This window comes from Enterobacter sp. BIDMC 27, assembly GCF_000534415.1.
Taxonomy (GTDB): Bacteria; Pseudomonadota; Gammaproteobacteria; order Enterobacterales; family Enterobacteriaceae; genus Enterobacter; species Enterobacter hormaechei_C.
In genome coordinates this window covers 1,920,323-1,933,355 of sequence record NZ_KI973178.1, presented here as the reverse complement: position 1 = coordinate 1,933,355, position 13,033 = coordinate 1,920,323, and the positions used below count along the sequence as shown (strand labels likewise).

11 protein-coding genes are annotated in these 13,033 nt (G+C 55.2%); 8 read left to right on the top strand and 3 right to left on the bottom strand.

The genetic code is table 11. The features are described from left to right. Positions 1 to 12 precede the first annotated feature (12 nt). The 4 genes from cyoB to cyoE are packed head-to-tail and all read left to right on the top strand — an operon-like array spanning position 13 to position 3,833. Positions 13 to 2,004, top strand: coding sequence for a cytochrome o ubiquinol oxidase subunit I (cyoB, locus tag L463_RS13440; RefSeq protein ID WP_017383189.1), 1,992 nt, complete (start codon positions 13 to 15; stop codon positions 2,002 to 2,004). Then, entirely contained in the window at positions 1,994 to 2,608 is a 615-nt protein-coding gene (locus tag L463_RS13445; RefSeq protein WP_003859057.1) for a cytochrome o ubiquinol oxidase subunit III, read from the top strand. Before cyoB ends, L463_RS13445 begins: the two co-directional genes overlap by 11 nt. After that, positions 2,608 to 2,934 carry a cytochrome o ubiquinol oxidase subunit IV gene (locus L463_RS13450; RefSeq protein ID WP_006809888.1) on the top strand — a complete coding sequence of 109 codons (327 nt, stop codon included), beginning with the start codon at positions 2,608 to 2,610 and terminating at the stop codon, positions 2,932 to 2,934. The genes L463_RS13445 and L463_RS13450 overlap by 1 nt, the downstream gene beginning before the upstream one ends. Before the next feature lie 11 nt (positions 2,935 to 2,945). Continuing rightward, positions 2,946 to 3,833 (top strand): heme o synthase, encoded by an 888-nt coding sequence (gene cyoE / locus L463_RS13455; RefSeq protein ID WP_017383188.1) that lies wholly within the window; start codon positions 2,946 to 2,948, stop codon positions 3,831 to 3,833. A gap of 40 nt (positions 3,834 to 3,873) precedes the next feature. Here the strand turns inward: cyoE and fucU are convergent, their stop codons facing one another. The 3 genes from fucU to fucI are packed head-to-tail and all read right to left on the bottom strand — an operon-like array spanning position 3,874 to position 7,526. Beyond that, entirely contained in the window at positions 3,874 to 4,302 is a 429-nt protein-coding gene (gene fucU / locus L463_RS13460; protein ID WP_023296025.1) for an L-fucose mutarotase, read from the bottom strand. Beyond that, on the bottom strand, positions 4,295 to 5,698 hold the full coding sequence (fucK, locus tag L463_RS13465; RefSeq protein WP_032102885.1) for an L-fuculokinase: 1,404 nt from the start codon (positions 5,696 to 5,698) through the stop codon (positions 4,295 to 4,297). Before fucK ends, fucU begins: the two co-directional genes overlap by 8 nt. Positions 5,699 to 5,747: 49 nt before the next feature. Continuing rightward, positions 5,748 to 7,526: an L-fucose isomerase gene (fucI, locus tag L463_RS13470; protein WP_017383185.1), complete on the bottom strand. Its 1,779-nt coding sequence runs from the start codon at positions 7,524 to 7,526 to the stop codon at positions 5,748 to 5,750. Between the two features lie 407 nt (positions 7,527 to 7,933). Here fucI and L463_RS13475 point away from each other — a divergent pair, with 407 nt between their 5' ends. From L463_RS13475 to L463_RS13490, 4 genes are read left to right on the top strand one after another with little or no spacing between them, the layout of a single operon-like run. Beyond that, positions 7,934 to 9,433: a sugar ABC transporter ATP-binding protein gene (locus L463_RS13475; RefSeq protein ID WP_017383184.1), complete on the top strand. Its 1,500-nt coding sequence runs from the start codon at positions 7,934 to 7,936 to the stop codon at positions 9,431 to 9,433. 2 nt (positions 9,434 to 9,435) lie between these two features. Continuing rightward, positions 9,436 to 10,419 (top strand): ABC transporter permease, encoded by a 984-nt coding sequence (locus L463_RS13480; protein WP_017383183.1) that lies wholly within the window; start codon positions 9,436 to 9,438, stop codon positions 10,417 to 10,419. A 47-nt stretch (positions 10,420 to 10,466) separates the two neighbouring features. Next, positions 10,467 to 11,417: an ABC transporter substrate-binding protein gene (locus tag L463_RS13485; RefSeq protein WP_000858088.1), complete on the top strand. Its 951-nt coding sequence runs from the start codon at positions 10,467 to 10,469 to the stop codon at positions 11,415 to 11,417. A gap of 11 nt (positions 11,418 to 11,428) precedes the next feature. Continuing rightward, entirely contained in the window at positions 11,429 to 13,018 is a 1,590-nt protein-coding gene (locus L463_RS13490; RefSeq protein ID WP_017694416.1) for an FGGY-family carbohydrate kinase, read from the top strand. Positions 13,019 to 13,033: the final 15 nt, after the last annotated feature.

Genomic DNA, 13,033 nt, shown 5'->3' with positions numbered 1-13,033 from the left:
CCGAGGAAGAAAATGTTCGGAAAATTGACACTGGATGCAGTGCCCTACCATGAACCGATTATTATGGTTACGGTGGCTGCAATTATCATTGGTGGCGCGGCCTTAGTTGGCCTGATCACTTACTTCGGTAAGTGGAGCTACCTGTGGAATGAGTGGCTGACTTCGGTTGACCACAAAAAACTCGGTATCATGTACTGCATCGTCGGTATCGTCATGTTAATTCGTGGCTTTGCGGATGCAATCATGATGCGTAGCCAGCAGGCGCTTGCGTCTGCGGGCGAAGCCGGCTTCCTGCCACCGCACCATTACGATCAGATCTTTACCGCCCACGGCGTTATCATGATCTTCTTCGTGGCGATGCCGCTGGTAATCGGTCTGATGAACGTGGTCGTTCCGCTGCAAATCGGCGCGCGCGACGTTGCGTTCCCGTTCCTGAACAACCTGAGCTTCTGGTTCACGGTTGTCGGCGTTATCCTGGTTAACCTGTCACTGGGTGTGGGCGAATTTGCTCAGACTGGCTGGCTGGCCTACCCGCCGCTGTCGGGAATTGAGTACAGTCCGGGCGTGGGCGTTGACTACTGGATTTGGGCGCTTCAGCTCTCCGGTGTCGGTACCACCCTGACCGGTATTAACTTCTTCGTGACCATCCTGAAGATGCGTGCACCAGGTATGACGATGTTCAAGATGCCAGTATTTACCTGGGCATCTCTGTGCGCCAACGTCCTGATTATCGCGTCGTTCCCAATTCTGACCGTCACCATCGCGCTGCTGACCCTGGATCGCTATCTGGGTACCCATTTCTTCACGAATGATATGGGTGGCAACATGATGATGTACATCAACCTGATTTGGGCCTGGGGTCACCCGGAAGTGTACATCCTGGTTCTGCCGGTGTTCGGTGTGTTCTCCGAAATCGCGGCAACCTTCTCGCGTAAACGCCTGTTTGGTTACACCTCTCTGGTGTGGGCAACCGTATGTATTACCGTCCTGTCGTTCATCGTCTGGCTGCACCACTTCTTCACCATGGGTGCGGGTGCCAACGTAAACGCCTTCTTCGGTATTACCACCATGATTATCGCGATCCCGACCGGGGTTAAGATCTTCAACTGGCTGTTCACCATGTACCAGGGTCGTATCGTGTTCCACTCAGCTATGCTGTGGACCATCGGCTTCATCGTGACCTTCTCCGTAGGTGGGATGACCGGCGTACTGCTGGCGGTACCAGGTGCTGACTTCGTTCTGCACAACAGTCTGTTCCTGATTGCGCACTTCCATAACGTTATCATCGGTGGCGTGGTCTTCGGCTGCTTCGCTGGTGTGACCTACTGGTGGCCAAAAGCGTTCGGTTTCACCCTGAACGAAAAATGGGGTAAACGCGCGTTCTGGTTCTGGATCATCGGCTTCTTCGTGGCGTTTATGCCGCTGTACGTGCTGGGCTTCATGGGGATGACCCGTCGTCTGAGCCAGCAGATCGATCCGCAGTTCCACCCAATGCTGATGGTTGCAGCGGGCGGCGCAGCGCTGATTGCCTGCGGTATTCTGTGCCAGCTGATTCAGTACTACGTGTCTATCCGTGACCGTAACCTGAACCGCGACCTGACCGGTGACCCATGGGGTGGCCGTACGCTGGAGTGGGCGACCTCTTCTCCGCCTCCGTTCTATAACTTTGCCGTAGTGCCGCACATTCACGAGCGTGATGCATTCTGGGAAATGAAAGAAAAAGGTGAAGCGTACAAGCAACCTGAGCATTACGAAGAGATCCATATGCCGAAAAACAGCGCCGCGGGCATGGTCATTGCCGCTTTCGCAACGGTATTTGGTTTCGCAATGATCTGGCACATCTGGTGGATGGCGATTGTTGGCTTCGCTGGCATCGTAATCAGCTGGATTGTGAAGAGCTTTGACGAGGACGTGGACTACTACGTACCAGTCCGTGAAGTTGAAAAGCTGGAAAACCAGCATTTTGACGAGATTTCTAAAGCGGGGCTGAAAAATGGCAACTGATACTCTGGCGCACTCAACTGCCCACGCGCATGAACATGCGCACCATGATACAGGACCGACGAAAGTCTTCGGTTTCTGGATCTACCTGATGAGCGACTGCATCCTGTTCTGCTGTCTGTTCGCAACCTATGCCGTTCTGGTGAACGGCACAGCGGGCGGCCCGACCGGTAAGGACATCTTTGAACTGCCGTTCGTTCTGGTTGAAACCGCACTGCTGTTATTCAGCTCCATCACCTACGGCATGGCGGCTATCGCCATGTACAAAAACAACAAGAGCCAGGTTGTCTCCTGGCTGGCGTTGACCTGGCTGTTTGGTGCTGGCTTTATCGGGATGGAAATCTATGAATTCCATCACCTGATCATGGAAGGTTTCGGCCCGGATCGTAGCGGCTTCCTGTCAGCGTTCTTCGCGCTGGTAGGCACCCACGGTCTGCACGTGACCTCGGGTCTGATCTGGATGGCGGTGCTGATGTTCCAGATCTCCCGTCGCGGCCTGACCAGTACTAACCGTACCCGTATTATGTGCCTGAGCCTGTTCTGGCACTTCCTGGACGTGGTATGGATCTGTGTGTTCTCTGTTGTCTATCTGATGGGGGCGATGTAATGAGTCATTCTAACGATCATGGCGCTTCCCACGGCAGCGTAAAAACCTACATGACAGGTTTCATCCTGTCGATCATTCTGACGGTGATCCCGTTCTGGATGGTGATGAACGGTTCTGCATCTAAGCCGGTTATCCTGGGCGCAATCCTGGTGACCGCGGTGATTCAGATTCTGGTGCATCTGGTTTGCTTCCTGCACATGAACACCAAGTCCGATGAAGGCTGGAACATGACGGCCTTTATCTTTACCGTGATTATCATCGCTATCCTGGTAGTCGGTTCCATCTGGATTATGTGGAACCTTAACTACAACATGATGGTTCACTAAGAGCGGCGAGTATGTTTAAGCAATACCTGCAAGTCACGAAACCAGGCATCATCTTTGGCAACCTGATCTCCGTAATCGGAGGGTTCCTGCTGGCCTCTAAAGGCAGCATTGATTACACCCTCTTTATTTACACGCTGGTCGGTGTGTCACTGGTGGTTGCGTCCGGTTGTGTATTTAACAACTACATCGACATGGATATCGACAAGAAGATGGAAAGGACCAAAAATCGGGTGCTGGTTAAAGGCCTGATTGCTCCTTCCGTCTCGCTGGTGTACGCCACCTTGCTGGGTATTGCTGGCTTTATGCTGCTGTGGTTTGGTGCTAACCCGCTGGCCTGCTGGCTGGGGGTGATGGGGTTCGTGGTGTATGTGGGCGTCTACAGCCTGTATATGAAACGTCACTCCGTCTACGGCACGCTGATTGGTTCTCTCTCCGGCGCGGCGCCGCCGGTGATTGGCTACTGCGCCGTCACGAACGAGTTCGACAGCGGTGCGCTCATCCTGCTGGCTATCTTTAGCTTGTGGCAGATGCCGCACTCCTACGCCATCGCGATTTTCCGCTTTAAGGATTATCAGGCGGCGAACATTCCGGTTCTGCCGGTCGTGAAAGGCATTTCAGTTGCCAAGAACCACATCACGCTCTACATCATCGCTTTTGCCGTGGCAACGCTGATGCTCTCTCTGGGCGGTTACGCCGGATATAAATATCTGGTGGTAGCAGCTGCGGTGAGCGTATGGTGGCTCGGCATGGCCCTGCGCGGTTACAAAGTGGAAGATGACAAGGTCTGGGCACGCAAGCTGTTTGTGTTCTCGATTGTCGCCATCACCTCCCTGTCCGTGATGATGTCCGTAGACTTCATGGTGCCAGATTCACAACACCTGCTGACTTACGTCTGGTAAGAAGACTGATGTAAAAACGCCGGGTTTAGCCCGGCGTTTTTTATTGGTACGGCGTAACCCCTTTCTTTAACAGTATATTGCCGTATTTCGCGGTCTCGCCCGTCACCACGATGGCGTACGCTTTCTGTGCCCGCGCATAAAACGCATAACGGTCAATACGCGTAACCCCCTCCCCTTTCGCCTCACCAAAGAGTGCGTTGCGATAGCGCGCTTCTACCTGTATATCGAGCGTATCCCCGTCGACAGGGGCCATCATCACCAGCGGTGGCGCATAGCTGTCCAGTTCAAACAGCGGTATCACCGCGGCCAGCAAATCGCTGATGAGCAGGCCATCTGCGCGGATCGTCTTTGGCCCCAGGCTGTGCGCGGGAAAGTGAGCATCTGCAAAAATAATCTCGTCACCATGACCCATTTCTGCCAGCGTTTTCAGCAGCTCGGGTGAAATCAGAGGGGATATCGTTTTAAGCACAAGGTTGCTCCTCAGGATAGAAATAACGGTAACGATAGTGGACCCGATCGCGAGCAGCCTCAGCGCTGGCCGTTTCTCCGACGCCCCACCATCCGTACAAAGACGCCCCCAGTACGGTCGTATCAGCCTCTTCAAGAACCTTCACCGGGATCCCAAGCGCATTGGACTTGAGCTGATTCCACAGCATATTGTGGCTACCTCCCCCCACCAGCAGGAGTTCACGCGCCTTAAATTGCGCGATCGCCTCCAGCGCCAGGCATTTTTCTTGCAGATGCACCGTGAGTCCTTCCAGGGCTGCGCGGTAAAAATGGGCTGGCGTTGTGGTGAGCGTAACGCCCTGCCAGCCGGCGAGTGGAGAATCGAGCAGTTGGGTATTCATCGTGACGCCATCCGCGCCGTTCGGAATTGCCGCCGCCTGAGCCAGAATAGTTTCCCAGTCGGTACCAGGCGACCAGAACAGCGCGCGGATCCACTCCAGTACGCCAGACGCCAGATATTGCATTCCCGGATTATAAAGCCCCGTCCGGCTATCCAGTTCGCAGGTCGCACCCGGGTATTGCCCCAGTAAAGCGGTATCAACCTGCGAGGTGCGCGCCATTAAAATCTCCCAGGTACCCGAAGAGAGAACTGGCTCATTAATTCCCGCCCCGGCGCCAAAAAGGGCAAACTGCGTGTCGTGCCCGGCGGAGATCACCGGCACACCGCAAGGCAATCCGAGCCTGGATGCAGCGTCGGGCCGCAATTCACCAATCCTTTCTCCGGGGGAAACCAGCGGCGGGAAAAGGGAATGAGGCACGCCGATCTTGCTTAAGATCGTTTCACTGAAGCGCTGCTGATGCAGATCGAACATCTGACTGGTACCGGCCATCGTGAGATCGGTCGTCATCTTTCCGGTCAGGCGATGGTTGATTAGCGAGGAGATAAAAAGCCAGGCGTGAGCACGCTGTAACAGATCGGGATGGTTGTCCTGAAGCCAGCCTAGCTTATACAACGTGTTAAAACTAAACTGCCCAACGCCGGTGATCTGCTGTAGTTCTGCCGGGGAGCATGAACGGGCAACCGCTTCCATCACCGGCACGGTCCGCGGGCACTTCCAGCTGATGATCGGGTAAAGCAGTTCTCCCCGCTCATCTACCAGTGCGCCATCCACGCCAAAGGTCGTCACACTCATTCCGCACAGGTGATGCTCGCTCAGCGCTGCGCTGATTTTCTGACAACAGACGGCAAACCGTTGCATGATGGCGTCGAGCGACCACTGGTGCCAGGCCGGATTTTCAGCGGCGCTTTCGCTTTCGTTCGCCACCGCGGCGCGCGCCACAATATTCCCTTCGGGATCCAGCGCAATGGCGCGCACGTTCGTCGCGCCACAATCGAGAACCAGAAAACATTTTTTCATCGCGGTCCCCACAGGCTGCCAGCCCGCCGGAGCAGGCTGGCAGGCCGGATTAATGTTTGTATAACGGTCCGTAATTTTCACAGGCGCGGTAATCCTGCCCTTCCGGATCCATACCGTGAGCGCCCCAGGCCGTCGGCCGATAAATCAGCGCCTCCGGTACGTTATGCATGCATACAGGGATGCGCAGCATGGACGCCAGGGTGATGAAATCAGCGCCGACGTGCCCGACGGTTAATACCCCGTGGTTAGCGCCCCAATTCGCCATCACTGAATAGACGTCGCTGAACGGGCCTTTACCGGTCAGGCGTGGGGCAAACCAGGTGGTGGGCCAGGTTGAATCGGTGCGCTTATTCAGAATGTCATGTACGTGTTCCGGCAGCTCAACACTCCAGCCTTCCGCTATCTGTAATACCGGACCCACACCCTTGATGAGGTTTACGCGGGTCATGGTAAATGGCACGCCACCCCGGGTGAGGAAGTTTGATGAGAAACCGCCCCCGCGGAAGTATTCATGCACCGCCGGACACCAGTGGGTTGCGGCCAGGCACGCGTTGGCTTCCTGCTCAGTAATGTCCCAGTGTGGTTTCAGGGTCGGTTTCCCCTCGGCGTCTTTCTGCTCCGCTGTACCGTCCAGCGCCGCCGAGCCGGAGTTGATCAGATGAATAATGCCGTGCTCAGCCCGTCCAGTGAGCTTCTGGCCGGTAACACGCTCAACCGACTCCGGCGACCAGTAGGTGCGTACATCAGCAAAAATCTGCGCGGTGCCGGTCATCAGATGCCCAAACAGCATCGCTACCCCGTTAAGGCTGTCATTTTCCGTCGCCACTACCAACGGCTGGCGAATACCGTTCCAGTCGAAAGAGCTGTTCAGCAGCGCCTCTGCGGTATCGCCATTTGGATACTGATCCGTCCAGTGGCGCTGCCCCTGGAAACCGGACGCAATGGCGTTATAGCCCAGCGATTCCTCCACGCGGCCCATCGCAGCGAGTTTAGGGTTGCCCTGCATCATGTCGCGGATGCACATCGCCATTAGCAGGCTCTCCCGCAGGATCGCGGCATTTTCCTGTTCATTGCGACGATACTGCTCTGCGTTTTTATCCTCGCCGAAACGGAAATGTGCCTTCGCCCAGCTCAGGGCCAGCTCAAGTTCTTGTTCGTCGTAAATCTTATGATCGATGCGGCGACGCAGTTCGGTCATATCCACCGCCTGCACCTTCATCCCCAGCCAGGATTCAAAGAAGTTGTGATCGACAATCGAGCCCGCGATCCCCATTGAGACACCGCCCACCGACAGATAACTTTTCCCCTTCATGCTGGCGACCGCCAGGCCCGCCCGGGCGAAGCGCAACAATTTTTCCTCAACGTCTGCCGGGATGGTCTCGTCGCCCGCATCCTGTACATCGTGGCCGTAGATGGAAAACGCCGGGATCCCTTTCTGGTTATGCGCTGCCAGCGCCGCTGCGAGGTATACCGCCCCCGGACGCTCGGTGCCATTAAAGCCCCAGATCGCTTTCGGGCGCAGCGGATCCATATCAATGGTTTCACTCCCGTAACACCAGCAGGGGGTGATGGTGATCGTCAGACCAACGTGGCACGTGCTGAACTTCTCTTCGCAAGCGGCGGATTCCGCCATTCCGGCAATGCAGCTGTCGGCAATTACGCACTCTACGGGCGTACCGCAGGGGTGGCGTAATTTTTCACTGAGTAGCGCCGCCGTGGCTTTCGCCATGTTCATGGTCTGCTCTTCCAGAGACTCGCGTACGCCCATTCGGCGGCCGTCAATAACAGGTCGAATGCCAATCCGGGGTAACGCTTTTATCGTTTTCATAGCCCTTCCTCACGTTGGTTAACCTATCCGTCTCAGGAGCATAGCCGTGAAAAAGCGCCCGGGCAGCACCGTGAACGGAAAGCGGTGAAATTTGCTAACTCGAATTAGCTTAGGGTTCTCACTAAAAATGAGACAAGATAAATGTGCAGGATCTGTGAGCAGTTTCACGATGAGAGGTCAAAATTCGATCAGTGTCAGGTATTACGATTCAGCAAAATCTAAACATATCGTTTGAATTCAATTAAATAACAAAATACCTTTGCACGACGTCACAATTTGAATACAAATGATTTGGCTAAATTATGACCCTAAAATAGCTTTTAAGGACGAAAGCTAAGTCGAGTTAGCTTAATAACTAAATCACTGTGGCTTGTGATTCATTGCCTTTCCAACACAGGAATTTTGCAATGTCAGAGACTCTTATTCAGATGACGCGCATCACCAAACGCTTTCCCGGCGTGCTGGCGCTGAATCAGGTTGATTTCGATTTACGCCGCGGCGAAGTTCATGCCCTGTTAGGTGAAAACGGTGCCGGCAAATCGACGCTGATGAAAATATTATCCGGTGTTTACCAACCCGATTCCGGTGAAATTCGCTTTGAAGGGCAATCCGTATCATTCAGCGATCCGCTAAGTGCTCAGCACGCAGGTATTACGATTATCCATCAGGAATTTAATCTCTTTCCCGATTTAACCGTGGAAGAGAATATCTTTATTGGCCGTGAATTCTGCAAAAATAGTCGCTGGCAGTTAGATAAACGCGCCCAGCGACAGGCGGTTGAGAAAATACTGCACACGCTGAATTTAAAAATCGCCCCGGACGCCCGCGTCAGTGAATTAACCGTAGCCCAGCAGCAGATGGTGGAAATTGCCAAAGCGATTTCGGTCAATGCCAAAGTGCTAATCATGGATGAACCCACCGCCGCGCTGACCGAAAGTGAAATCGAGAGTTTATTTGACGTCACGCGGATGCTCAAGGCTCAGGGCACGGGGATAGTCTACATCTCGCACCGTCTGGAAGAATTGGCGCTGATCGCCGATCGCGCGACCGTCATGCGCGACGGACAATACATCGCCACCGTAGATTATGAAACGGTTCAGATCGGCGAGCTTATCGCCATGATGGTTGGCCGCAATCTCGATAACATCTACCCAAAACGCCCGCCGCATCAGCGCAGAGAAAAAGTGCTGGAGGTGAATGGCCTGACGCGAAATGGTGTACTGCACGACATCAACTTTACCCTCTGGCGCGGTGAGATCCTCGGCCTCGCTGGCTTAATGGGCGCAGGCCGAACGGAACTGGGCCGGGCCCTGTTTGGCGCCGATGCGATCGACGCCGGTACCCTGACGCTGAACGGCACCCCCACACGGATTAAAGACGTGGCTGACGCCATTGAGAAAGGCATCAGCTATTTAACAGAAGACCGCAAAAAAGAGGGACTCGCCCTCGGCCTTTCCGTTGAGATGAACATTATGCTCGGCAATTACCCGGACTACGCCGGCGCCGCGGGTAATGTCGATGAAAAGCGCTGCCGGGAGTCCAGCCAGAAACTGGTGGATGCGCTGCGAATAAAAACGCCGCATCTGGAACAGGCGGCACTGAATTTAAGCGGCGGTAATCAACAGAAGATCATTATTGCCCGCTGGGTCTGTAAAGATACCGATATTTTAATTTTTGATGAGCCAACCCGGGGAATTGATGTTGGCGCCAAGCTGGAAATTTATGAACTAATGAACCGCCTTGTCGCTAAAGGTAAATCGATCATCATGATTTCATCCGAACTGCCGGAAGTATTAGGAATGTGCGACCGCATACTTGTGATGCGCAGCGGCCACATTGCCGGCGAAATAGAGGCTGAGCACGCCACCCAGGAAAAAATCATGCAATACGCCACGCTGGAGGATTAATCATGTCCGTTACCGTTCCATCGCCGCAAAGCGGAAGTCATACGATGAAAATAAATAAAGCGCTCCTGATGCGTCTGGCGCCTCTTTTTAGCCTGGTATTGCTGGTTCTGTTTTTCAGCTTCAGCTCACCGTTCTTCTTTAATACTGAAAATATCATGACTATCGCCCTGCAAACGGCGGTGATTGGCATCATGGCCATTGGCGTAACCTTTGTGATTATTACCGCCGGGATCGACCTGTCGCTCGGATCGGTGGTGGCGTTCTCAGGGGTTGCGGTGGGCATCGCCGCCGGGTTTGGTATGCCGCTGCCGGTCTGTATTCTGGCAGGCGTGCTCGCCGGCGGGCTTTGCGGCTATGTGAACGCGTTTCTGGTCACCAAAATGACCATACCCCCGTTTATTGCCACCCTCGGCTTAATGATGTCGGTACGCGGCATCAATATGGTGATGACCGATGGCCGCGCGATTTATTTTTCTGACTATCCGCAGTTCAAGCTGCTAGCGCAGGGTCGCCTGTTCGACGTCCTGCCTTACCCGGTGTTCTACCTGGTCATCGTGGCACTGATCGCCATGTGGATCCTGAAGAAAACGGTGATGGGCCGCTATATCTACGCTGTCGGCAGCAATGAAACGGCGGCACATCTTTCCGGGATCAAAGTCCAGCGAGTGAAAATTTTCGTTTACGCCTTATGCGGCCTGTTAACCGGCGTGGCCGGGGTGATCCTCGCCTCTCGTCTCAATTCAGGCCAGCCAACCGTAGGCGTGGGTTATGAGCTGGAAGCCATTGCGGCGGTAGTGATCGGCGGTACCAGTCTGATGGGCGGCGTGGGCACGATTGGCGGCACCATCATAGGCGCGTTCATTATGAGCGTGCTGAAAAACGGCCTCAATCTCATGGGCGTGTCCCAGTTCTGGCAGATGGTGGCGATGGGCGTGGTCGTCGTTGCCGCCGTCTACCTGGACACGTTACGTAAAAGAATGCGTTAGGTTCTCGATACAACAAGCCCTGCCAACCCCTACAACGGAGCAAAATAATGAAAACCAGCCATATCCTGAGCGCCCTGTCGCTCGTTGCCATCCTGTCCAGCAGCGCGCTGGCAAAAGATTTAAACCTGCCGGTAGTCAGTAAAGGTTACCAGCACGAATTCTGGCAGACGGTCAAAATGGGGACGGAAGCTGCCGCAAAAGAGTTGGGTGACAAAACCAGCTACGTTGGCCCTGCCGATGAAACGCAAATCGCCGAGCAGATCCAGTTAGTCGAAAACACCATGGCACAAAAGCCAAACGGCCTGTTGCTGGCCGCGCTTGATGCAAACGCCCTTGCCCCGCTGGTCGAAACCGCCAACAGCCGGGGGATCAAAGTGGTGACCTTCGACTCGGGCGTGAACTCCGATATCCCGGCCAGCTTTGTCGCCACCAATAACCGTAAGGCGGGCGCACAGGCTGCGGATGCGCTGGCGGAGCAGGTAGGTCAGAAGGGGAAAGTGGGTATTATCGCCCACGTAGCCGGAACGACGTCCGCCATTGAGCGCTCTGAAGGATTCAGCGAGCGAATGAAAGAGAAGTACCCGAATATTCAGGTACTGCCGGTGCAATATAGCGATGGCGACCCGCAAAAGGCGATGGATAAAACCATTGATATGGTTCAGGCCAACCCGGATATCGCCGGTATTTATGCCACCAACGAAGGATCAACCCTGGGCGTTGCGAACGCTATCGACAGCCAGAATCTGAAGGGCAAAGTGAAAGTCATCGGTTTTGACAGCACCGAAGCCATCATTAACTTCCTCAAAAACGGCGTGATTCAGGGCTTCGTGGTGCAGGACGCGTACCAGATTGGTTATCAGGGCATAAAGGCGCTGAACGCGGTAATTTCCGGACAGACGGTGGCTAAGGAAATTGATATTCCAGTGAAATATGTCAATGCGCAGAATATCAACACCCCTGAAATTGATAAACTGTTACATCCGTTTGGTAAAAAATAAGGAAGTTTATGATGAGTGACGGCTATTTCCTCGGGGTCGATGTGGGTTCAGCCAGCGTTCGTGCTGGGCTTTACTCTGCGCAAGGCGAGCGTTTGAGCTTCGCGACCCGTCCGATTTCACAGTTTCACGCCAGCAACGCGCGCGTGGAACAGTCCTCCGCGGAGATCTGGCAGCAGGTTTGCGCGGTGGTGCGGGAAGCCGTCGACTCCTCTGGGATCTCACCCGACGCCATTCGTTCGATTGGCTTCGACGCCACGTGCTCGCTGGTCGCGCTGGATGCTGAGGGTAACGGCCTGAGCGTGTCCCCCGACAGTCCGGCATCGCAGGACATCATTATGTGGATGGATCATCGTGCTCACGAAGAAACTGTTCGCATCAATGCCACACGCGATCCTGCCCTGTGCTACGTGGGCGGCGAGGTGAGTATTGAAATGGAACTGCCAAAACTGCTGTGGTTGCAGCGACATCATCCTGAAACCTGGAATCAGGCCTGGCGCTTTTTCGACCTTGCCGATTTTCTGGTCTGGAAAGCGACGGGCCAGGACGCCGCCAGCCTGTGCACCCTCACCTGCAAATGGAACTACCTTGCGCATGAGGCGCAGTTCAGCGAATCGCTGCTCAGGGAGGTGGGGCTGGAGACCTTACTGACAAAAATTCCCGATACTATTCTGGACGTCGCTGAATGCGTCGGGAAACTCAGCCCACAGGCAGCGCAAGCTCTGGGGTTGCCCGAAGAGGTGGTTGTGGCAAGCGGCATGATCGATGCCCACGCGGGTGGCGTGGCGCTGACGGGCTCACACCCGGAGGGCACGCTGGCGCTCATCAGCGGAACCTCGAACTGCCATATGCTTGCCAGTCAGACGGAGATCCATACGCCCGGCGTCTGGGGGCCTTACTGGAGCGCCATGCTGCCGGGCTACTGGCTGACGGAAGGCGGGCAAAGTGCTGCCGGGGCGCTGGTCGACTGGACGTTGCGCGAGCACGGAGCCAGCGCAGACCTGTTTGCAAAAGCAGAAGCGGCGCAACGCCATCCGGTGGCGCTGCTCAACGACTGGGTAGCCGCGCTTGAACAGGAAGAAAAATATCCCACCCGCAACCTGCACATTCTGGCCGATCACCACGGCAACCGCTCGCCGCGTTCGCGTCCGGATGCGCGGGGCAGCGTGGTCGGTCTGACATTAGAAACCGGTGAACGTGCGCTGGCGAGGCTCTATCTGGCCACGCTACAGGCCATAGCCTATGGCACACGACATATTATGGATACCCTGAAACATCACGGGCACACCTTGTCGCGCATTGTCATTTGTGGAGGAGCCACCCATAACCGGCTCTGGCTGCGGGAGTATGCCGATGCCACGGGCTGCGATATTCATCTCTTAGCCGAAGAAGATGCCGTCACTCTCGGCGCGGCCATTTGCGGCGCTGTGGCGAGCGGTGCATGGGCAACGCTCACCGATGCCACCCGGGAAATGGTCAAAGCCGGCGACATCATCACCCGTCGGCCGGAAACCGCGGCTTTCCACAGGCAAAAATATGAGGCGTACCTGATGCTGTGGACCCAGCAGCAGGCGCTTAATCTCCTGATGCAGCAGGAAATGTAATGGCAGGATGCGTAT